Origin of the sequence: Actinomadura kijaniata NBRC 14229, assembly GCF_001552175.1 — a bacterium.
GTDB classification, from domain to species: Bacteria; Actinomycetota; Actinomycetes; order Streptosporangiales; family Streptosporangiaceae; genus Spirillospora; species Spirillospora kijaniata.
In genome coordinates this window covers 1-20480 of the sequence record NZ_BCQR01000082.1, presented here as the reverse complement: position 1 = coordinate 20480, position 20480 = coordinate 1, and the positions used below count along the sequence as shown (strand labels likewise).

The following is a 20480-nucleotide window of genomic DNA, read 5'->3' as shown; positions in this document are numbered from 1 at the left end:
GGCCGTCCGGGCGTCCTCCGTGGAGGGCGCCCGGACGGCGTGCGTCCCGTAGGGCGGCGGTTCTCGCTACCACATGACGGGGAGCCGCTCGGGGATGCGTTTCATGAAGCCGGTCCGCCACACCAGTTGCTGGACGGGAACGGCGAGCCGCAGACCGGGCATCCGCTCCACGAGCGCCTGCAACGCGACCTCGGCGTGCTTCCTGCCCAGCGCGGTGGCGGGGCAGTAGTGCCGGCCGCCGCCGAAGGACAGGTGCGCGGAGCTGTTGGGACGGTCGATGTCGAAGGCGTGGGGGTCGGGGAAGGCCGCGGGGTCGAAGTTGGCGCCTTCGACCAGGACGAGGACCAGCTCGCCCTTGCGGACGGTCACCTCGCCCAGGGTGACGTCCTCCAGCGCCAGCCGGGGCAGGCCGTCGCCGATCGAGAGGTTGACCCGCAGGAGCTCCTCCACCGCCGCGGGGACCCGGTGGGGGGCCGCGCACAGCTCGGCCCACGTCCGCGGGCGCTGGAGGAGGGAGAAGACCGCCATGGTGAGGAAGGAGGCGGTCGAGATCACCCCCGCTCCGAACATCGTCACCCCGACCGTGGCGAGCATCTCGTCGGTGAGGTGGCCGTAGGCCCCGTCCGACCGCAGGGCCGCGAGCTCGCCCATCAGGCCGGTGGTGCCCGGGTCGTTCAGCCGCTCGACCATGTGGGCGATGTCGCGGTCCCAGTTCAGCCGCGCGCCGGCGACCGGGGCCGGGGAGTTCATGAACGCGATGTCCAGGCTCGCGGCCAGCCGGGGCGCGTCGGACGGGGGAAGGCCCAGGATGCGGCAGTGCATCGCCTCCGAGTAGGGGTTGGCGAACCGGCCGCGCAGGTCCACCGGCGCCCCCTCGGCGACCAGCCCGTCCAGCAGGTCGCCGACGTGGGCCCGCATCCAGTCCTCCAGGCCGGAGGCCTTGGGGTTGATCGCCTTGAGCACGGCCTTGCGCAGGCCCGCTCCGGTGATGTTGCCCATGTTGTTGACGACCTCCGGGGGGATCGTCAGCGCGTACTGCCGCGGCGCCCCTTCGGCGGAGGTGTCCTTCAGGCTGAACCGGGGGTCTTCCAGGACCCGCTTGCACAGCTCGTGGGAGGAGACCAGCCAGGCCTCGTCGCCGGCGATCGTGCGGACCCGCTTGACCGGCTCCCCGCGCAGCGCGCGGACCTCGTCCGGCAGCCGGTCGCCGCGCCAGGAGAAGGGGAAGGCGGGCAGCGGCTCGCGCGCCGTCTCAACGGTCATCGGAATCCTCCTCGGCGGGGGTCACGACGGCATGGCCCTGGTTGCGGGAGGCGCGCAGGCCCGAACCCCGCGAGTACAGCAGCTCGGCCATCGGGAGCAGTTGGTGGTAGCAGTTGAGCGAGGAGGGAACGCCCAGGATCGCGGGGGTGTCCACGAAGAGCGGGGCCTCGGCGCAGACGTACCGCAGGCACGCCTGGCGTTGCCGTTCGGTGGGCTCCCGGCCCCCGAGCACCCTGGCGGACAGGAACGAGCCCACCAGCGCATCGCAGACACCGCGGAACTGCGCGTCGGTGTCCAGCAACGACAGGACGTGTTCGTGGAGAGCGCGGTACGCCGGGATGTCGGCCAGCGCCGACAGGGGGCGTGCCCTCACCCCCGCTCCGGGCCGGCCGACGCTGTCGACCGCGGCCCTCACCTTGGCCCGGACACCGCGCAGGTTCTTGCCGGCCTTGCGCCTCGCGTCGCCCGGCTCGTAGCCGAGCGCGGCGTACATCTCGGCCACGTGCAGGTCGGTGTAGACCAGGTCGACCCGGTCGAACCGCTCGGCCCCCCACCTGGCCAGATCGACCAGGCGGCGGGCCGAGAAGTAGCTGTTGCCCGGAGACACGCCGATGACCGCGTGATCCCGGTCCTCGAAGATCACGCGGCAGTGCGGCGTGTAGGGCCGGACCTCGAAGAGTCGCGCCGGATCATCGGCTGGAGAGAAGGAAGGAATGGTCGAAGATCTGATCGTTGGCGTCAACGCGCAGAGCATCCTTCGCGTCGCGAGTCCCGATGGAGCCCGATGCTCCTGGTGTGGCGACGGCAGCCAGAAATTAGCGTCCGGAGCCGCGAAGGGTCAACGAGCGACTACCCCGCGCCGCCAGCGGTGATCTTCCGAATCGTTCGCAGGCCGTCTTGCTCTCTGGTGGAACCGCCTATTCCTCTCCGAAAAAGAGAGGATTTCCTGCTCGCCGCTCGCAGGCTTTGAATTTGACTTGGTATGTCCGGGTCTGGTCAAAGGCTGTTGGAAATCCTCGTGCGGCCGTCGTCTCCTCGGGAAGGGTCACCCATGCCGGTCGTCGCGTCGATCCGCGCCTCCGGCGGCAGCACCCACACCTCCCGGTCGTGGGCCCGGCCGCTCCACGACCGCCCGGCCGGGGGAGTCGGTCTTGACCACCATCCAGGGGCCGGGGACCGAGCACCGCACGTTGGAGACGGTGTCGGTGCTCAGCGCCGTGAACCGGAAACGGACCGGCACGCCCATCCGGTCCTGCTGCCGTGATGCGACGAGCGGCAGTTTCCCCTCCCGGAAGAGATGTCCGGCCCGTCCCGGCAGCGGTATCTGGTGCGGGAGCCGCACCGACACCAGCGTGGCGTCGGCCGGGCCGCCCCTGCCCGGATCGTCGGGGACAGCCGACGCGACGGCCGCCACGGCACCGGTCGCGACGAGCGCGCGGACGGCCCGGCGGCGGCCTGCCCAGCGCCGCCACCAGGAGGCACGGGTGTTGGTCAGGATCCGGTAGGCGTAGGGGGTGGGGTCGTCCGGGCCTCAGCCACGTCCCGTCGGGGCCGCGCGCCCGGCCGGTCTCACGGGCTTCCGGGGGTCACGAACCCCGTCTCGTACGCCACGACGATCGCCTGGGCGCGGTCGCGCAGGTCGAGCTTGGACAGGATCCGCGTCACGTGGGTCTTCACGGTCGTCTCGCCGAGGTGCAGGCTCGCGGCGAGCTCGGCGTTGCTGAGGCCGCGCGCGAGGAGCTGGAGGACCTCCAGCTCGCGGGGCGTGAGCACGGACAGGTCGCGGTGCAGGGCGCCGTGCTCGCGCGGCGCGAAACGTTCGACCAGGCGGCGCGTGATGGACGGCGCCAGCAGCGCGTCGCCGGTGCGCACCAGCCGCACCGCCGCCACCAGGTGCTCCGGCGAGACGTCCTTCAGCAGGAAGCCGCTGGCGCCCGCGGCCAGCGCCGCGTACACGTACCGGTCCAGGTCGTAGGTGGTCAGGATGATGATCCGGGGCGGCTGCCCCGCGGGGGCCGACAGGATGCGGCGGGTGGCCTCCAGCCCGTCGACCTCCGGCATGCGGATGTCCATGAGGACCACGTCGGGACGGTCCCGCCGGACGGCCGCGACGGCCTGCTCGCCGTCGGCCGCCTCGGCGACGACGTCGATGCCGTCCGCGGCGAGGATCATCGCGAAGCCGGTGCGGACCAGGGCCTGGTCGTCGGCGACCACCACGCGGGGCCGGTCGGTCACCGGAGGTCCTCCAGCGGGACGACGGCGCGGATGCGGTACCCGCCGTCCGGCAGCGGCCCGGCCTCCAGCGTGCCTCCGTAGACGGCGAGGCGCTCCCGCATGCCGATGAGGCCGCGTCCGGTGCCGGTGCGGGTGGACGGGTCCGGCCGGCCGCCGGTGTCGGTCACCTCCAGGCGCAGCGCGCGCGGACCGTGGTCGATCGTGACGGTCACGCTCGCGCCCGCGGCGTGCTTGACGGTGTTGGTCAGCGCCTCCTGGACGACCCGGTAGACGGCGAGGTCGATGCCGGGCGGCAGCGGCCCGGACGCGCCGGTCACGGACAGCTCGACCGGGACGCCCGTGGCGCGCACGCGGGCGGCGAGGGCCTCCACCTGCTCCAGCCCCGGCGGCGGGGCGAGGTCCTCGGTGAGCCGGTCGGGGTCGTCCCCGTTCATCGTGAGCAGCCCCATGACGTGGCGCAGCTCGGTCAGCGCGGCGCGGCCCCCGGACTCGACGGCGAGCAGCGCCTGCTCGGCGCGGTCGGGCGCCGCCGCCATGACCTTCCGGGCCGCCCCGGTCTGGACCACCATCATGCTGACGTTGTGGGTGACCACGTCGTGGAGTTCCTGCGCGATGCGGGACCGCTCCCGCTCGACGGCCAGACGCGTCGCCGCCTCCTGCCGCGCCTCCAGCGACCGCATGCGCTGGCGCCAGCTGTGCAGGGCGTTCGCGGCGAGGAACACCAGCAGCAGGGAGAGCGACGTGCTGAATCCCGTGCCGATGGCGGGCAGGCTCGCCTTGTGGTCGGCGATGACCAGGGCGCCGCCGACCATGACACAGCCCGTGGCCGGCGTCCGGTAGGGGCTGTAGACGGCGGCGCTGTAGGCGGCGATGACGCAGCCGGTGAAGACGAAGGCGAGGTCGAGGCCGGGGGCGCCGTCGTAGAGCAGCGCCGCGCCGACGACGACCACGAACGCCGCCAGCGGATACCGGCGCCGGACCACGAGCGGCAACGCCACCAGCAGGGCCAGCAGGATCTGCCACGGGTGGACGGCGCCGTCCACCGGCGGGATCTCGATACCGGGGGCGGGGAGTGCCGGCGGCGGGGGCGGATGGGGCCCGGACGGGTCCGCCTGGTGCGCGGGAAGCACGGGGCCGGGGCCGTCGCCCTGGCCCAGGGCGCCCTGGAGCGCGCTCACGGCGAGCGCGAGGGCCAGCATCGCGTCCGCCGTCCACGACCAGCGCGACAGCCGCTGCACGGGTGCGGGGGCCCGGCTGAACGCGCGGCCGACCAGCCCGCGCGGCCCGCCGGCCAGCGCGCGCGCCCGCGCCTCGGACGGGACCGTTGAGCTGCTCACCGGCACAGTGTCGCAAACGGGCGGGGGCGCGGCATCATCCTCGATGACCATGGGAGGTCCTCCGCCGGCGTCCATCTCAGGGACGACCCGCCGCGGCGTCGTCCCGGCGAGGGGGGCGATGTCGTCACCGCGCGCGACGCGCCCGGCACATCGCCGCTCCTAGCGTCGGGGGCCCACCGACCCCTCATGGAGGCCCCATGACCGCGCCGATCATCCAGATGCGCGATGTGAGCAAGAAGTACGACGCCGGCAGGCCCGCGCTCGACCACCTCGACCTGGAGGTGGAGGCGGGCGAGGCGCTGGCCGTGCTCGGCCCGTCGGGCAGCGGCAAGTCCACGCTGCTCAACCTGGTCGCCGGGCTGGACCGGCCCAGCGAGGGCGGCGTCACCGTGGCGGGCCTGCGGATCGACGGGCTGTCGGAGGCCGCCTCGGCGCGGTACCGGCGCGACCGGATCGGCATGGTCTTCCAGTTCTTCAACCTGCTGGACGACCTGACCGTCGCCGACAACGTGGCGCTGCCGGCGCGCCTGGCCGGGACGCCGCGGGACGAGGCGCACGAACGCGCCGCGCGGCTGCTGGAACGGCTCGGCCTCCAGCCGCACCACGCCCGGACCCACCCGGGGCGGCTGTCCGGCGGGCAGCGGCAGCGGGTGGCGGTCGCCCGCGCGTTGATCAACCGCCCGGCGCTGCTGCTGGCGGACGAGCCGACCGGGGCGCTGGACACCGCGTCCGCGGCGGAGGTCACCGGCCTGCTGACCGAACTCAACGCCGACGGGCAGACGCTCGTGCTGGTCACGCATGACGTCGCGCTCGCGAACGCGTGCGCCACCCGGACCATCGAGCTGGTCGACGGCGCGATCCACCGCGACGTCCGCGGCCGGACGGCGGCGGCCCGATGAGCGCGCTGGGCGGGGTGGTGCGCGGCGGCGTGGGTCGGCGGCGCGTCCAGACCCTGGTGATGACGCTGACGGTGATGATGGCGGTGACGGCGTCGGTGCTGGCCGCCGGGCTCGTCGTGGCGTCCCGGGCGCCGTTCGCGCACGCCTTCGCACGGCAGGACGGCGCCCACCTGACGGCGCGGTTCGACGGGTCCAAGGCCACCGCCGCACAGCTGGCCGCCACCGCGCGGGTGCCGGGCGTGACGGCCGCCGCGGGCCCCGACCCCGTGGTGTCGCTGCGTCCCACGGTCGAGTCGGACGGCTTCGACGGGCGGGGCGTGCCGCCGGGGATGCGGCTGCCGCCGCTGACCATCGTCGGGCGGGACCGCTCCGGAGGAGGGGTCGACCGGCCCGACCTCATCGAGGGCGCGTGGGCGAGCGGGCGGGGCCAGATCGTGGTGAGCGCCGACGGCCCGCCGTTCGCGATCGGCGACCGGCTCTCCTTCCCCGGACTGCCCGGCCGCCCCACGCTGACCGTGGTCGGCCGCGCCCGGTCGGTGAGCCGGACCGCGGACGCGTGGGTCCCGCCCGAGCAGGCCGCGGCCCTGCACGTCCCCGGCGCGCCCCGCGCCTACCAGATGCGCTACCGGCTCGCCTCCTCCGGCACCGACGCCGAGGTGACGCGGGCGCGCGCGGCCATCGCCGCCGCGCTGCCCCGGGGCGCGCTGGACGGGGCGACCTCCCACCTCACGACCCGGCTGGCCGCCGAGCGCACCGCCGCGACGTTCGTGCCGTTCATCGTGGCGTTCGGCGTGCTCGGCCTGGCCATGTCGGTGCTGGTCATCGGCGTGGTCGTCAGCGGCGCGGTCAGCGCGGCGACCCGGCGGATCGGCATCCTGAAGTCGCTCGGCCTCACGCCCGCGCAGGTCGTGCGGGCCTACGTCGGGCAGGCGCTGCTCCCGGCCGCCGCCGGCACCGTCCTGGGCGTCGTGCTCGCCAACCTGCTGGCGGTCCCGGTGATGAGCCAGGCGGAGGACGCCTACGGCGTCGGCGCCCTGACGGTCGCGCCCTGGATCTCCGCCGCGGTCGCCGCCGTGGCCCTCGCCGTCGTCGCCGTGACCGCACTGGTCCCCGCCCTGCGCGCCGGGCGGCTGCGCACGGTCGACGCGATCGCCGTCGGACGGGCCGACCGCGCGTCCGGGCGGGGCCGGGGCCCGCGCCGACTGCTCGGCGGGCTGCCGCTGCCGCGCCCGGTGAGCCTCGGCCTGGCCGACCCGTTCACCAGGCCCGCCCGGTCGGCGACGATGGTCGCGTCGGTGGTGCTCGGCACGGCCGGCGTCACGTTCTGCGTCGGGCTCGCCGTCTCGCTGCACACCCTCCAGGACGGCCTCGACCGCCGGTCGCCGGGCGAGGTCGTCATCCAGGCCGTCGGTCCGCCGGACACCGCACCCGCGCCGCCCGGCCCCCGCGCTCCCCGGATCGCGGATCCGGCGGCGGTCGCCGCCAAGGTCGCCGCGCAGCCGGGCACCCGCGGGTACTTCCGCACGGGCCGGGCGAAGGTCGGCGTGGCCGGACGCGCGGGCACCGTGACCGCGCACGCCTACGAGGGCGACTCGTCCTGGGGACCGTTCGCGATGATCTCGGGACGCTGGTTCCGGGCCACCGGCGAGGCCGTCGTCCCCACCGGCTTCCTCAAGGCCACCGGGACGCGCGTCGGCGACGCCGTCACCCTGACCTACGAGGGCCGAAGCTCATCCGTGCGGATCGTCGGCGAGGCGCTGGACCTCAGCGACGAGGGGATGACGGTCCTGACCCCCGCCGCGTCCCTGGCGGGCCTGCGCGTCGAGATCCCGCCCGAGTCCGCCCGGTTCCACGTGGCCCTCGCCCTCGGGACCGACGTGGACGCCTACCTGCGCTCCCTCAACGCCGCGCTCGGGCCGCTCGGCGTCCGGGGGCAGGCCGACACGGGCGGGACGAGCACGACGATCATCGCGATGGACGCCCTCGCCGGGATGCTCACCGTGATGCTCGTCGCGGTCGCCGGGCTGGGCGTCCTCAACACGGTCGTGCTCGACACCCGGGAACGCACCCGCGACCTCGGCGTCTTCCGCGCCCTCGGGATGACGCCGTGGCAGGTGACCGCCATGGTCCTCACCTCGGCCGCCGGGATCGGGCTCGCGGCGGGGGCGGCGGGCGTACCGCTCGGTCTCGCCCTGCACGCCCGGGTGCTGCCCGTCATGGGGGAGAGCGCGGGCACGGGCCTCCCCGCCGAGGTGATGGACCCCTACGATCCGCCGCTGCTGGCCGTTCTCCTGCTGGGCGGACTCGTGATCGCGACGGCGGGCGCCCTGCTCCCGGCCACCTGGGCTGCCCGGATCCGCACCGCGTCCGCCCTCCGCACCGAGTGACCGACGATCCCCGGCGCCGGGCTCAGCGCAGCGCCTCCACGGCCCCGGCGGCGATCTGCACGGCGTGGACCGCGCCCGGGCAGGGCCGCCGTCCCGCACCGAACGTGAGGTGCGCGGGCCCGGTCCGGCCCGGATCGAACCGTTCGGGGTCGGCGAAGACGGCCGGATCGCGGTTCGCGCTCCGCACGTCCAGCACCACCGGAGTGCCCGCACTGACCCGGCGCAAGGCGGGGACGGGCGGGGCGAACCGCAGGGTCTCGACGACCAGCGACTCGGCGTCCCACCGGTCCGGGCCGGCGAGCCCGAGCGCGGACCGGACGAGCGTGGCGGTCGCCTCGCAGGCCTGCACGAGGATCGCGATGCGGTTGGCCACGGTCTCGTCCGGCCCCGGCCCGAGAAGCCCGACCAGCGCCGCGACCGCCGCGTCGGCGCCCGGCGGACGGTCGCCGGTCAGATAGCCCGCCGCCGCGACCGGAACCGCGGCGGTCAGCGTCTCCAGGTCGGTGACGCCGAGCGCACGGCCGAGGACGGCGACCGCGTCCGGCCGGACCCGGGCCGCGCGGCGCAGCTCGGCCGGGTCGAGGCGGGCCAGCTCGCGTTCCACGACGGCGCGGCGCCGGCGGTGGGCCTCGCCTTCGCTGAAGCGGCACACCGTACGCCGCAGCCAGTCCAACGTGCCCGGACCGCCGCCGCCACCGGCCGGGACGACGGTGAAGCCCGGGTCGGCCAGGACCGCGGTCACCTCGGCGTATCGCGTGAATGTCTGCACGGCACGACCGTAGGCCCGCGTCGTTTCGGCCACTGCCGAAACGACGCGGGCCCACCAACGTCTTGAGCCACGCACGCGGCCGGTGCGACCATCCCATCCATGATCAGAAACAGTTCCCGGCGCGTGAGGCTGGTCGAGATGACCCCGCAGGCCATGTCCGCGCTCGCGGCCGGTGACACCGCCGCGGCCTCGGCGGAAGCGGGGGTGCCCCTCACCGAGCACTTCGTGGGCGACGACCTGCGGGCTCTGTGGCGCTACCGGGCCGGGCTCCGCGAGACCGCCCCCGACCGGCCCCAGGGCCGCGTGTGGGCGGTGGTCTCCGAACCCGAAGGGATGGTGGTCGGCCACGGCGGCTTCCAGGCCCCGGCCGACGACGAGGGGACCATCGAGATCAGCTACTCGGTGGACCCGGCCGCACGACGACAAGGCTGGGGCAAGGTCATCGCGACCGAACTCCTCCATCGCGCCGCGGACGAGGGAGCCAGGACCGTCCGGGCCTCGGTGGCCCCGGACAACACCGCCTCCCTGGCCGTCATCACCGCCCTGGGCTTCCACCAGACGGGAGAGCGATGGGACGAGGAGGACGGCCGAGAACTCGTCTTCGAACACCCCGCCCCCACCCAACCCTAGGCCGCGCCCGGCGGACCACGACGTGATCCAGAGCGGGGTGACGGCTGCTCGGCAGTGCGCGGCGCGTTCGCCATAGCCATTGCTTGAGCTTGTCGATGCAGCATCCGACAACACAGCAGCACCAGTAGACGGCCGAACCGAAGCCCGGCCGCCCACGGCTGGCGCGAGTTCACCGGGTTCCGCGCCCGCTTCCAGCCGGCGATCGGCGTCCCCGGGCAGGCCACCGAGATCGAGGTGGCGGCACTATATCCGGCCGAGCCGGGCCGAGGTCGTGATGTCCACGGTGGACCAGCGCATCGCCGCCGCCCGCGTACTGACCAGGGCCCGGCGGCGCCGCCGCTGCTGTCGGGCGTCACCCTCGGCAGTTTCCCCGCGCGACCGCGCTGAGCGCCCGTTACGTCGCCGAGATCGTCAAGGCCGCGGCCACCGACGCCGGGCAGCCGTCCGAGGTCGTGGAGCGGCTGGCCGCGCACTCGCTGCGCGCCGGGATCGCCACCGCCACCCGCGCCGCCGGCGTCGACGAAGCCCGCGTCTCTTGGGCACGTCGGGACCATGACCAGCCGCTATGACCGGCCGCTGTGGGACGGCCTCCTGCACCAGGCCGTCTACGCCTGGATGCGCGACCACCCTGCGCCCACTCGACGGCGTGAGTGCTCCGGGACAACGAGAGCGCCGGGTAGCGGCGCGCTGTTGCCAGAGGGGGTCCGGTGGCCCCACCGGATTGCCGCTTCTGACGTGGGGTGACACCGAACTGAAGTCCGGGTGAAACCGCCGTCGCGTTCACTTGGGGCTCCAGCAAGCGGCAGAAGGGAACCGACATGCGCACCTGGCGGAAAGCATCGAAACTCGCGGCCGTGGTCACGGTGGCCGGAGGCCTGGCGTTGACCGGAACCTCGGCGGCGGTCGCCGACGGGAATCCGGCCCAGAAGAGGATCGGCCAGTGCGGCACCGGTGTGTTCCTCGACGGCATCCGGGCTCTGGCGGTCAGCGAGAACAGCCGCGACGAGGTGTACATCACCAGCAACGGCACCAAGATCTGGCCGGCGGGCGCTTACGTGTCGATGGCCGTGAACCAGCGGGTCGAGGTCGACAAGTGCGTCCCCAGCAACGCCCAGATCCGCCTCATGGAGTACGACGACTGGCCCGACCCCAACGACACCATCGGTGGCTTCACCGTGCAGGGGGAACGGACCATCGACTACGAGTTCTGCTGTGGCGACAACGGCCGGTACCGGATCGGGGCCATCGCCTGATCCGCCCTCTCACACGGCACCGCCTCCGGCCCTTCCCCAGTCGGCCGGAGGCGGTGCCGCGCTCTCGGGCACCCAGGTCTGTGGGCCGCTCGCACCCCTCACCAACCTGCAACTACGTCCAGGCAACCCGCGCCCCACACTGGCGGCGAACTCCGCGAGTTCCTCCTCCTGTAACCCCGTGAGTGCTACCGGGACCCCTGGAGGACTCCGGGGCCGACTCGTCGGCCCTGGGCATCGACGCCGGGACCAGCGATTCCGACTGACTGGCGCTGATCTGGTCAGGACACGCCGCCGCCCTGGCCTGGGCCGCCAGGGAGTGGACGGCCGCGTTCGAGCGCACCGCAACCTGGGCGACGACTTCCAGATCGTCGTGGTGCGTCTGGACGACGTCCGCACCCTGCGGTCTTGCCACCGGCCGTCCGATCCGGCCGGAGGCGCGCGTTTCGCGCCGCGTGGTGGGCGCTGGGGGCATCGTGCCGATCAGCCGCCTACAGGGGAGCCGATGCCCGACCAGCCACGGCACAGCCAGTGCGCGGATCATGTGCCCCTTCCGTTCGGCGCTCAGATCGTCCCTCCCCTGATCAGACGGGGCAGCACCACCGATGCGATCGCCTGTGGGCTGGTGGACGGTCGACCCGTGGTCGTCGCCGCAGGCAGAGACGGCACCGTGCGGATCTGGCATCTGCCCAGCGGTCAGCGGATCGGCGAGTCCATGCGCGCTCACGAAGGCGGCGTCACCTCGGTGGCCTTCGGCACGCCGGATGGCCGCCCCATCGCCCTCAGCGGCGGCCGTGACCGCACGGTGCGGGTGTGGGACCTGGCCGAGCATCGGCAGCTCGGCCTGCCCCTGGCCGATGGCCGCATCAACTTCGGGATCGACTCGGTGCTCTACACACAGATGGGCGGGCGTCCCTTCGCCGTGGCCGGCGACGGCGTGGAGGTGCGGGTGTGGGGCCTGGACGCTCACCGTGCGATGGGCGTCCATGTGCCTGCCCGGATCGCGCCAGTCCTACCGACCCGGTGGACCGATTCCCACACCGGCCTGACCTTCGACCTGTCCCAGCCGTACTTCAACGACGGCGACGGCGACCGGTGGGACTACCTCGACCACAACGGCTTCGAGCCGATCGTGGCCCAGCACCCTGTCAACCTCGCATACACCTTCGGCCTGGGAGACACCCACGAGGAGTTCCGCTTCAACGGCGTCGTCATCCCGTCCACCGGCGAGGAATCCTGACAAGCTCCGAGGAGTGATGGGCCTTTTTCGAAGCGGCCAGCACCGGCACGCCAGCGGTGAGGGCGAGCAGGGTGAGCACCATGCCACGCTGGTCGGCGGACGCGACGTAACCTGCCAGCGCTGACAGCACCGCAGCCCACACCGCGGACGGCACCGCGAGCAGTGCTGCGGCGGCGCGATCCCGACGGTTCCCAGACGGCACGGCTGTCCACCCCTGGAGTGATCGTGGTGGTCAGACGCTAGGGGCTGAACATGGGTCCGCGTGGCGACAGCGGGGTGGTGGCCGGTGGTTCCACGCGCCACTTCCGGCTCCACTTCAGCTTAGGTTCTAGATCACGTCGCAACACCCGGCCCAGGGATGTTGCAATGACCGAGCCGTATCGGCGGCCTAAACAGCGTGGACCCGCCCCGCTGGCGGACAAACGTGATCAATACCTTCGGCTCATGTCGCAGGGGATGAGCAACTCGGCCGCGTGCCGGGAGCTGGGTATCAACCGCAAGACCGGCAACCGGTGGAGGTACGGACGGAAGATCGTCGACCGGGCCGGGAACGTCCGCGTCTACGCGCCGATCACCGAGCAGCCTGACGGCGGGGCCATCTCACCGCGGTTCCTGTCCGAGGACGAGCGCATCGTCATCGCCGACATGCTTCGCGCTGGGACCTCGTTGCGCGCGATCGCGCGGGAGCTGGAGCGCAGCCCTGCCACGATCAGCCGCGAGATTCGTCGCAACAGCGACGAACGGACGGGCAAGTACCACCCGTTCCGTGCTGAACGACGGGCGGCGGTCCGGCGGGCGCGGTCGAAGGAGGGGAAGGTCCGGCGCGATCCGGAGCTGAAGACCTACATCCAGCAGCGCCTCGACCAGCGGTGGAGCCCGGAACAGATCAGCCAGGACCTGCGCATCGCCTTTCCCGACGAGCCCGACCGGCACCTCGCGCACGAGACCATCTACCAGGCGATCTACCTGTCCTGGCGCGGCGGCCTGGAGCGGCAGCCCGGCACCTTGCGGACCGGCCGCCAAGCGCGGCGCCGCCGACGCCGCGAGGACCAGCGCGCCACCCGCTTCATCGACCCCGGCAAACTCATCCACCAACGGCCCGCCGACATCGACGACCGCCAGATCGCCGGCCATTGGGAAGGTGATCTCATCGTCGGGCAGAGCAGCCGCTCAGCGATCGGCACCCTGGTCGATCGCACCACCCGCTACGTCATGCTGCTGCACCTGGCCGACGGCAAGTCCTCCGAGCACGTCCGCGACGCCCTCATCGAGACCTTCGCCGGCCTGCCGCGCGACCTCGCCCGCTCACTCACCTGGGATCAGGGCAGCGAGATGAGTCGGCACGACGAGTTCACCGCCGTCACCGGCATTCCCGTCTACTTCTGCGATCCGGCCAGCCCCTGGCAGCGCGGCTCGAACGAGAACACCAACGGACTGCTCCGCCAGTACTTCCCGAAGGGCACCGACCTGTCGTCCTACACCCCCGAACAGCTCGACGCCGTCGCCGCCCAACTCAACAGCCGCCCCCGCAAGATCCTCGGCTGGCAGACCCCCGCAGAACTCTTCGCAACAGGCGAATGACCCGTGTTGCGAAGATCGCTGGAATCTGCCCAGCGAGAAGTGGCCCCACCCCAGGGAAGCGGGTTCATGTTCGGGTGAGAGTCGGCCCCACTCCGAGCCGGTTTCTCTACCCATCGTCCAGAGCGATGACCGCCTGCTGGAAGTGTCCGTCGCGCAGCGCCTGCCTGGGGATGAGGAAGTGCAGCGAACCTCCCTCGGCGAACTCCCAGTCGCCCAGGTTGCTGGAGAGCCGGAGGAGGTGGGTGTACTCGCCCTGGAGGTCTGGGAGCGGAGGGCCGGGCTGGACCGAGGGCGGCCAGCCGAAGGCTTGGTCCAGGTCGCCCGATGTCGGGTAGTGCTGGCCCGGGAAGTCTCCGGCGAACAGTTCGGTCACCTGCTCACTCGGGTCGCAGATGCCGGTGAGGTCAGGGCCCGGGTCCAGGCCGAACCCTTCGATGAAATGCTCCAGCGTCGCGCCCCACCATGGGTCGGGCAGCGTCAGGCACGGTTCGGCGTGCAGCGCAACGGTCGCGAAGGGGACAGTGTCGGGTGGTGTGACCTCGATGGCTCTTGCCGGGTCCGCGGGGATGATCTGACAGACCTGGAGATGGTCGATGCCGAAGAAGTTGAGCAGACCTGGCCGGATGGGGAGTTCGTCCCCGAGCCATGGTGCGAGTTCGTCGGTGTCGAGCACTGCGTACAGGTTGAGGGGCAGGTCGTCCTCGTACGGCCACGGCGTGCCCGGGTCCAGAAGGGCCGGGCCGCCCAGTCGACTGCGTCCCGCCGCCGGACGGGAACCACCGGCCGGGCTGAGACCGAATCCAGGTCTGGCCAGCGCGGTCAGCTGAGACCCCAGGTGCTCACCGAGGAACTCCACGCACACCGCACGGACGAAGGCGATCTGCGACTGCTGATCCATGCACGGTATCCCAGCACATCCCTCCGAGAGTCGGAAAGCCTGCGGGGTAGGGGGTTTCGCATCCTGGGCGACTCGGCGAGGCTAGGATGCGCACAAGATCTTTCTGAGGCTTGAGGTGCATATGGTCGAGTCGTCCCCGCAGATCCCCACCGGTGTTCCGACCGCGGCGCGCGTCTATGACGTGATGCTCGGCGGCAAGGACAATTACGCGGTGGACCGGGCCGTGGCCGAGGCCAGTCTCGCGATCATGCCGGAGTTGCGGGACATCGCCCTGCACAACCGCGCGATGTTGCACCGCGTCGTCCGCTACCTCGCCGCGGAGGAGGGGATCACCCAGTTCCTGGACCTGGGGTCGGGATTGCCGACCGTCCGCAACACCCATGAGGTCGCCCAGGAGGTCAATCCCCAGGCCCACGTGGTGTACGTCGACATCGACCCGATCGTGCTGGCCCACGGCCGCGCGATCCTGGCCGACAACGCCAACACCACCGTGGTGACCGCTGACATCCGCCAGCCCGGTGCCCTGCTGGGCCGTCCGGAGGTTCGCGAGCTCATCGACTTCGACCGGCCCGTCTGCGTGATGCTCGTCGGCATCCTGCACCACCTGGCCGACGAGGAGGAACCCGGCCGGATCGTTCAGACCCTGCGGGACGCGGTGCCCAGCGGCTCCTTCTTCTTCATCACCAACTTCACCCGTCTGGGCGACGCCCCCGAGTCCGTCGCGCTGGAAAAGCAGCTCCTGGAGCAGTTGGGCACCGGCCGCGTCCGTACCCCCGCCGAACTGGCCGCCTTCTTCGACGGCCTGGACATCCTGCCGCCCGGCCTCGTCCCGCTCCCGCTCTGGCGCCCCGACGAGCCCGTCCTGGACGCCAGCACCATCGATGTCCGCTTCATGACAGGCGGCGTCGGCCGCAAGCCCTGATGGCCTTCGGGCTCACGGTCCTGGTCGTCGGCTCCATCGTCCGCTGCTTCGACCATGGACGTGGGTCTCGTGACTCGTGGGCCCCTTGTGCCCCACCGGCCCGGCGGGCGCGCCCGCCGGGCCGGTGGGGCACAAGGGGCCGGATTCCGGCGGATCCTGATACCTCCGCAGGGGGTGTCCGCCCAGCCGTTCATGAGGCCGGGGTGGCCGCGCTGGCCTGTCGGTCAGTGTCGGGGTCGATGCCAGGACCGGTGCCGAGACCCAGGCGGCGGGCCAGGGCGTCGGGGTCGGCGGACAGGTGGTCCTGGATGAGGCGGTGGTGGAACGAGTAGCCGCTGTCGAGGCGGCGCAAGATGATGCGCCGTTCGCAGTCGGTCAGGAACCGCAGATAACGCCGGGGAATGTGCCCCTGGCGGGAGAGGTGGGCCCGGACCGCCCAGTGCTGCACGACCGCCAGGCCACCGTAACGAAGACCGCGGGCCAGGCCGTAGAGGGAGCCGAGGAACCCCGCGACCAGCCAAGCGGTGTGCACGTTGGCGTCTGGGACTGCCAGCAGGACCAAGGCCGACAGTGACCCCGTCACGGCCAAAGCGGTCAGGGCGCCGTGGACCAGCGCGAAGCGCACCGAGCGGCGAATGCCCTCGTTGGGGCGCGGACGCCGGTCGCGCAGGGACGACTCGAAACCGTTGCCGAAGACGTAGACGTTCCACAGCAGCAGCGCGGCGACCAGCGGCAACCAGCCGGGCTCGGGGAACAGACGGCCCACCAGGTACATGCACAGGGCACTGAGCACGGTCACCAGGGCGAACGAGATGAGGGTCCGCATGGCCAGGTTCCGGCCCGGGGTGGAGGCGATGATCCACTCCCGGGGCCGCCACGTCCACCGGATGTCCTCGACCGGACGCAAGGTCGGCCGGAACATGTCCTCGGTGCTGGTGAACTGCATCCACGCCCAGCCCAGTGCCACCACCACGATCCCCGGCGCGTGCCAGTCGACGACGCTCAGCACGACGGCGCCCAGCAGGATCATCGGCAGGTTCGCCGCGACCTTGACGGGCAGCCGCGCCAACGTGGCGGTCCTGGCGGGCATGGCCTCGTCGAGGTTCTCGGCGGTGACGGCCTGGACGGTCGTCACCACCATGGTGACCAGCCAGAGCAGAGCGGCGTCACCGAGGCTGGTGGACAGGTCCCCGTGGGCCACGAACGCGGCCAGCCAGGCCAGCACCAACGCGCCGCCGAGCAGCAGCGGTGTCTGGATGTTGATGACGCGGGTGACGATCTGCTGCCGCGCCGACAACCAGTCCAGGTCCAGGCGGTCCAGGTACAGGATCTCCTCGCCGCGGTCGGTGAGGGTGCGCGCCAACCAGGTCAGCCAGGCCAGCGCCTGACGCGGACCGCCGCGGCGGCCGGCGGGCGGGTCGTCCAGCAGCCGGCGGCGCAGGTAGGCGTCCAGGATGAGGCCCTGCCGGTCGTGGTTGTCGCGGCCGGGCTCGCGCAGGGCGACGGCGGTGCGGCCCGCATAGGCGCCGTGGATGACGTTGAGCATCAGCGGCGACTGCAGCAGCGGCCACAGGTCGGAGTCGGCCTGCAGCGCGGCGTGCACGTCGGCCAGGGCCTCGGTGTCGGCCAGCAGGTAGTCCTGGACCTGCTCCCTGCTCGGCGCGGCGACCTGAACGTAGAGCACGGCGTCGATCGTGCGGGCCAACGGCAGCTCCTCGTACCGGCAGCCCACGACGATCCCGGCGCACGACTCGCGCAGCCGGCGCAGCCGCCGGACGCACTCGCCGCGGTGCGCCGCGGGCACCTGGTCCAGCCCGTCGAAGATCGGCACCAGCAGGTCCGCAGCCAGCCAGGACCGCACCAGCCGCTCGGGCACGCCGTTGTAGAACCGGCCGACCTCCGCGGCCATCCACTCCTCCAGCGGCTGGCTCCGGTAGGACGACAGGTTCAGGTAGACCGGGATCGGTCCCGCCGACGGCCCCGAGCGCTCCGTCTCGGCCAGAGCCTCGGTGGCCAGCGCATGGGTCAGCCTGGCCAGCTGGACGGTCTTGCCCATGCCGGCCGTACCCAACACGACCAGTTCTTCATCGGCCTTCTCATATAGCTGCCGGATGTCGGTCTCGTCAGTAGGCACCAGCACCGGTTCGGCGCGGCGGACACTGCGGGAACGGCGTCGGGCGCCGGAGACGGGCTGCTCTCGCGCCAGCACGAACCGGGGCGTGATGTAACGCGGCGTCTCGGCGTCCCGCACGATGCGCTCCATCGTGCGGCGCACCCTCAACAGCATGCGCCTGCGCCGCAGCTCGCCGATGTTCCCGCGGCGGCCCGGCAGCACCATGACCACTACGGCGAGCACGGTCCACACGGCGCGCCGGACCCGACTGCGGCGCGGATCCGGCTCATGGAGGCCGACGGGCGCGCCGACCGGTTCGTCGCCCAGGCCGGGCAGCGGCACCAACCCTTCGGCGCGGGCCCGTTCCATCCGCGGATCCCGTCCGGGCTCCCCGGCCCGCTCGGCCCGCCGGTGCGCCGCGTGCCAGACGCCGAGCGCACCCTCGGGAACCCCGCAGACGACCAAGAACTCCCGCAACGTCGGCCACCGGGGAAAGCTCTTCCCCTTCACCAAGGCATGCAGGGTCGCCGGGCTCCGATCGGTCCGGGCCGCCAGCTCGTTGTAGCTGAGCCCACGCTGCTCGTACAACGCTTCCAGCGCGGCCTGCAGCTCGGCCCGGGTGGTGATGTGCCGCGGATCGGTCGTCGTCATCCAGCGATTCCTCGTCAGTGTCGTTCGGTCTGCCCTTCGGTTCGTTCGGCAACGTAGGCCGAACAGCACCATCCACCTGCGTTTTCCCACAAACCGTCATCGACCGGATGCGGCCAGACAGCACCGCCTTCCACCCTGGACCCATGACAGTCACCGAGATCCTGGCGCTCATCGGCGCCCTCACCGTCATCCTGACCGCCGCCGCCCGCCTGCCCCAGGCGCTCAGCGAGTTCCTCCACGCCTGCGTCCCCGTCCTCACCGCCCTGCATCACCTACGCGCAGCCCTGACCCCGCCGGACGACGACCAGTGAGATCCGGTCCGGCACCACACGCGCCGAACACCTCACCCCACACGATCGACACGACGACGATGAAGACACGGAAAGCCGGTGGGCACCGGCACGTCCGCAGCATCCCTGCTGCTCGATGCCCCGCCCCGCACGCCTTCTCGGCGGCCGTCGCCGGCGCGGCCACGCAGCCGGCAACGCCGATCCGCCGATGCGCGCCTTCACCACGTTGCCCTTGGCGGCTTAGACCGTGTCTTGATGGGTGAGAGCTCGTCGGACCGACCGTGGCGAGCTGGGGGAGTCGTTCCAGCGGGTGGCCCCGCCCGCGCCGATGCGGCCGTCGGCCACCGCCGAGGGGAGATGCCGGTGCGCGGCCCGCCGCAGCCGGTCCTCCAGAAAGATCACGCCCGGCATGATGCCTGTCGCCTCCGATGCCACGGACCACTCGAACCGGGCCAAAGCTCACAAAATCGCTCGGACGGCCCTATGCAGAGCCGCCGGTTCGCTCCGGCTCCGCATGATCGATGATCACAACGTGCAGAAGATCCTGAGCCGTATGGCCGTCACCGCCACCGCTGTCACGACCCTCATCGCCTTCAACGCCGGGACCGCCTTCGCGGCGCAGGACGCCCACGCCTACTGCGAGAAGACCTACAGTTCCCCCGACGGCTACTCCAAGAGCGCCTGCGGAGGGTTCTTCGTCTCCGAGATGGGTGACGGCACCGAGGGTCTCACCCTCATGGACCTGTCGGGCGACGGGCACTCCGTCGTCGTCGTCAACTATCGCTACGACCTGGAGAACATCGGGCCGTACTACGGCACGGTCACCACCGGCAACACCACCCAGAAGCAGTGGATCCTGCACATGCCGGAAGGCAGCAGGATCAGGTTCAAGGTGTGCGCGGCGGAGGGCGGCTCGATCCTTTCGAGCACCTGCAGCCCGTACGTCACGGGGATCGCCTGAAACCGTCCGGCAAGGGCGTGGACGCCCATCGGCGATCTTGTCGTAGGGCGGGCCTCAACGCGGACCGGCCCTGGGGCCCGTCATCGAAGTCGGGTGCGGCGGCTCGTCTCAATGGGCACACCGCCCCGCCCCAACCGGCCGTTGAGTTCGTACTGCACCTATCTCGGAACCAGCGCCGGTCAGCGCACGCAGAGCGTCACCGTATTGATGATGGTCGAGTTCTGCGCGGTCACACCGGCGAGGCACGCCCGGTACGGGAGCAGTTCGCCGCCTATACCGGCACCACCGGCATCTCACAACTCGACGAACCCGGCATTCGATTCCTCGGCGGGTTGGGGCAGGGAATGTGGCGCGACCCCGAGTGGAGCCCACGTTCAGCGGCCGCTGATGTCCTTGCGCTCCTCCAGCGGGATCAGCCGACTGACCCGAACCGGCCACGTTCACATGCCCGATATCGAACTCCGGTGTGGTTCTTCTGCGAGGACCCGCTGAACGGGCGCACTTCGGCGGTGCGGCTTGTCCGTGGTGAGCCCGGCTGACGGGCCGGTCCGAGCGAGCGCCGACCGCTCACCGGCCCCTGGCGAGCAGGGTTTTCGGTGTCAAGGCGCCGTTCCTCCCGCCCGACTTGATCAGATGCGCCATCAGTGATCCCCTATGCAGGTCATGTCCGACAAACACGAAAAATGGGGTCTGATGAAACGTGTGAGATCGGCGGCGGCACTGGTGGCGGCGGGGGCGCTGGCGGCCGGGGCGTTGACGGCGGCGGGCGCGCCCGCCCTGGCCGCGACGAAGGGGCCGGACGACAGCCGCGCGGGGGCGCCGACCGTTGCCGCGCCGGCCGCGGCGGAGAGCACTCCGGAGACCACCGAGGTCACGGCGGCCGCGGCGAGGAAGGTCGACTGCGCGAAGGTCAAGTGCGTGGCGCTGACCTTCGACGACGGGCCCGGCAAGCACACCAAGCGACTGCTGGACGACCTGCGCAAGGCGAAGGTGCCCGCCACCTTCTTCATGCTGGGGCAGAACGTCGCCGGCAACCGCGCGCTCGTCAAGCGCA

19 protein-coding genes are annotated in these 20480 nt (G+C 72.1%); 10 read left to right on the top strand and 9 right to left on the bottom strand.

All coding sequences use genetic code 11. The features are described 5' to 3' along the window. Window positions 1–66: 66 nt before the first annotated feature. The 5 genes from AKI01S_RS25235 to AKI01S_RS25215 form a co-directional block, all read right to left on the bottom strand. A complete protein-coding gene (locus AKI01S_RS25235) occupies window positions 67–1263 on the bottom strand; it encodes a cytochrome P450 (protein ID WP_067822946.1) in 1197 nt (398 codons plus the stop codon). After that, on the bottom strand, window positions 1253–2017 hold the full coding sequence (locus AKI01S_RS25230; RefSeq protein WP_084000215.1) for a cyclodityrosine synthase: 765 nt from the start codon (window positions 2015–2017) through the stop codon (window positions 1253–1255). Before AKI01S_RS25230 ends, AKI01S_RS25235 begins: the two co-directional genes overlap by 11 nt. 291 nt (window positions 2018–2308) lie before the next feature. Then, the gene (locus AKI01S_RS25225) at window positions 2309–2677 is read right to left on the bottom strand and encodes a hypothetical protein (RefSeq protein WP_067822943.1); all 369 of its coding nucleotides are present in this window, start codon (window positions 2675–2677) and stop codon (window positions 2309–2311) included. Between the two features lie 155 nt (window positions 2678–2832). Next, window positions 2833–3498, bottom strand: coding sequence for a response regulator (locus AKI01S_RS25220; protein WP_067822940.1), 666 nt, complete (start codon window positions 3496–3498; stop codon window positions 2833–2835). Continuing rightward, a complete protein-coding gene (locus AKI01S_RS25215) occupies window positions 3495–4835 on the bottom strand; it encodes a sensor histidine kinase (protein WP_245681770.1) in 1341 nt (446 codons plus the stop codon). The genes AKI01S_RS25220 and AKI01S_RS25215 overlap by 4 nt, the downstream gene beginning before the upstream one ends. A 197-nt stretch (window positions 4836–5032) precedes the next feature. Here AKI01S_RS25215 and AKI01S_RS25210 point away from each other — a divergent pair, with 197 nt between their 5' ends. Continuing rightward, window positions 5033–5734: an ABC transporter ATP-binding protein gene (locus tag AKI01S_RS25210; RefSeq protein WP_067822938.1), complete on the top strand. Its 702-nt coding sequence runs from the start codon at window positions 5033–5035 to the stop codon at window positions 5732–5734. Then, window positions 5731–8121, top strand: coding sequence for an FtsX-like permease family protein (locus tag AKI01S_RS25205; protein WP_067822935.1), 2391 nt, complete (start codon window positions 5731–5733; stop codon window positions 8119–8121). The genes AKI01S_RS25210 and AKI01S_RS25205 overlap by 4 nt, the downstream gene beginning before the upstream one ends. Window positions 8122–8143: 22 nt before the next feature. On the opposite strand, the gene AKI01S_RS25200 is transcribed toward AKI01S_RS25205, so the two are convergent. Then, entirely contained in the window at window positions 8144–8890 is a 747-nt protein-coding gene (locus AKI01S_RS25200) for a cytochrome P450 (RefSeq protein WP_067822932.1), read from the bottom strand. A gap of 99 nt (window positions 8891–8989) precedes the next feature. Here AKI01S_RS25200 and AKI01S_RS25195 point away from each other — a divergent pair, with 99 nt between their 5' ends. From AKI01S_RS25195 to AKI01S_RS25180, 4 genes are all read left to right on the top strand, one after another. Next, window positions 8990–9520, top strand: coding sequence for a GNAT family N-acetyltransferase (locus tag AKI01S_RS25195; RefSeq protein WP_067822930.1), 531 nt, complete (start codon window positions 8990–8992; stop codon window positions 9518–9520). Between the two features lie 818 nt (window positions 9521–10338). Next, window positions 10339–10773 (top strand): hypothetical protein, encoded by a 435-nt coding sequence (locus tag AKI01S_RS25190; RefSeq protein ID WP_157420128.1) that lies wholly within the window; start codon window positions 10339–10341, stop codon window positions 10771–10773. Between the two features lie 502 nt (window positions 10774–11275). Further along, window positions 11276–12010: a WD40 repeat domain-containing protein gene (locus AKI01S_RS25185; protein WP_084000211.1), complete on the top strand. Its 735-nt coding sequence runs from the start codon at window positions 11276–11278 to the stop codon at window positions 12008–12010. A gap of 456 nt (window positions 12011–12466) precedes the next feature. Next, a complete protein-coding gene (locus AKI01S_RS25180) occupies window positions 12467–13591 on the top strand; it encodes an IS30 family transposase (RefSeq protein ID WP_439951681.1) in 1125 nt (374 codons plus the stop codon). Between the two features lie 106 nt (window positions 13592–13697). Here the strand turns inward: AKI01S_RS25180 and AKI01S_RS25175 are convergent, their stop codons facing one another. Then, a complete protein-coding gene (locus tag AKI01S_RS25175; RefSeq protein WP_067822917.1) occupies window positions 13698–14489 on the bottom strand; it encodes a DUF1963 domain-containing protein in 792 nt (263 codons plus the stop codon). 121 nt (window positions 14490–14610) lie between these two features. On the opposite strand from AKI01S_RS25175, the gene AKI01S_RS25170 reads away from it, so the two are divergent. Next, on the top strand, window positions 14611–15411 hold the full coding sequence (locus AKI01S_RS25170; RefSeq protein ID WP_067822914.1) for an SAM-dependent methyltransferase: 801 nt from the start codon (window positions 14611–14613) through the stop codon (window positions 15409–15411). 190 nt (window positions 15412–15601) lie between these two features. Here AKI01S_RS25170 and AKI01S_RS25165 read toward each other — a convergent pair whose 3' ends face one another. Continuing rightward, window positions 15602–18175 (bottom strand): helix-turn-helix domain-containing protein, encoded by a 2574-nt coding sequence (locus AKI01S_RS25165; RefSeq protein ID WP_067822912.1) that lies wholly within the window; start codon window positions 18173–18175, stop codon window positions 15602–15604. Between the two features lie 143 nt (window positions 18176–18318). On the opposite strand from AKI01S_RS25165, the gene AKI01S_RS50825 reads away from it, so the two are divergent. Further along, entirely contained in the window at window positions 18319–18486 is a 168-nt protein-coding gene (locus AKI01S_RS50825) for a hypothetical protein (RefSeq protein ID WP_157420124.1), read from the top strand. Window positions 18487–18705: 219 nt separating this feature from the next. On the opposite strand, the gene AKI01S_RS25160 is transcribed toward AKI01S_RS50825, so the two are convergent. Then, entirely contained in the window at window positions 18706–18867 is a 162-nt protein-coding gene (locus AKI01S_RS25160) for a hypothetical protein (RefSeq protein WP_157420122.1), read from the bottom strand. A gap of 112 nt (window positions 18868–18979) precedes the next feature. On the opposite strand from AKI01S_RS25160, the gene AKI01S_RS25155 reads away from it, so the two are divergent. Continuing rightward, on the top strand, window positions 18980–19426 hold the full coding sequence (locus AKI01S_RS25155) for a hypothetical protein (protein WP_157420120.1): 447 nt from the start codon (window positions 18980–18982) through the stop codon (window positions 19424–19426). A 693-nt stretch (window positions 19427–20119) separates the two neighbouring features. Further along, a partial coding sequence (locus AKI01S_RS25150) for a polysaccharide deacetylase family protein (RefSeq protein WP_157420118.1) occupies window positions 20120–20480 on the top strand: 361 nt, incomplete at its 3' end.

Excerpts from the sequence above, each read along its gene's own strand:
- AKI01S_RS25235 (WP_067822946.1), bottom strand. The coding sequence starts at position 1,263 with ATGACCGTTGAGACGGCGCGCGAGCCGCTGCCCGCCTTCCCCTTCTCC.
- AKI01S_RS25230 (WP_084000215.1), bottom strand. The coding sequence starts at position 2,017 with ATGCTCTGCGCGTTGACGCCAACGATCAGATCTTCGACCATTCCTTCC.
- AKI01S_RS25210 (WP_067822938.1), top strand. The coding sequence starts at position 5,033 with ATGACCGCGCCGATCATCCAGATGCGCGATGTGAGCAAGAAGTACGAC.
- AKI01S_RS25205 (WP_067822935.1), top strand. The coding sequence starts at position 5,731 with ATGAGCGCGCTGGGCGGGGTGGTGCGCGGCGGCGTGGGTCGGCGGCGC.
- AKI01S_RS25195 (WP_067822930.1), top strand. The coding sequence starts at position 8,990 with ATGATCAGAAACAGTTCCCGGCGCGTGAGGCTGGTCGAGATGACCCCG.
- AKI01S_RS25190 (WP_157420128.1), top strand. The coding sequence starts at position 10,339 with ATGCGCACCTGGCGGAAAGCATCGAAACTCGCGGCCGTGGTCACGGTG.
- AKI01S_RS25185 (WP_084000211.1), top strand. The coding sequence starts at position 11,276 with ATGCCCGACCAGCCACGGCACAGCCAGTGCGCGGATCATGTGCCCCTT.
- AKI01S_RS25180 (WP_439951681.1), top strand. The coding sequence starts at position 12,467 with ATGAGCAACTCGGCCGCGTGCCGGGAGCTGGGTATCAACCGCAAGACC.
- AKI01S_RS25175 (WP_067822917.1), bottom strand. The coding sequence starts at position 14,489 with ATGGATCAGCAGTCGCAGATCGCCTTCGTCCGTGCGGTGTGCGTGGAG.
- AKI01S_RS25170 (WP_067822914.1), top strand. The coding sequence starts at position 14,611 with ATGGTCGAGTCGTCCCCGCAGATCCCCACCGGTGTTCCGACCGCGGCG.
- AKI01S_RS25165 (WP_067822912.1), bottom strand. The coding sequence starts at position 18,175 with ATGACGACGACCGATCCGCGGCACATCACCACCCGGGCCGAGCTGCAG.
- AKI01S_RS50825 (WP_157420124.1), top strand. The coding sequence starts at position 18,319 with ATGACAGTCACCGAGATCCTGGCGCTCATCGGCGCCCTCACCGTCATC.
- AKI01S_RS25155 (WP_157420120.1), top strand. The coding sequence starts at position 18,980 with ATGATCGATGATCACAACGTGCAGAAGATCCTGAGCCGTATGGCCGTC.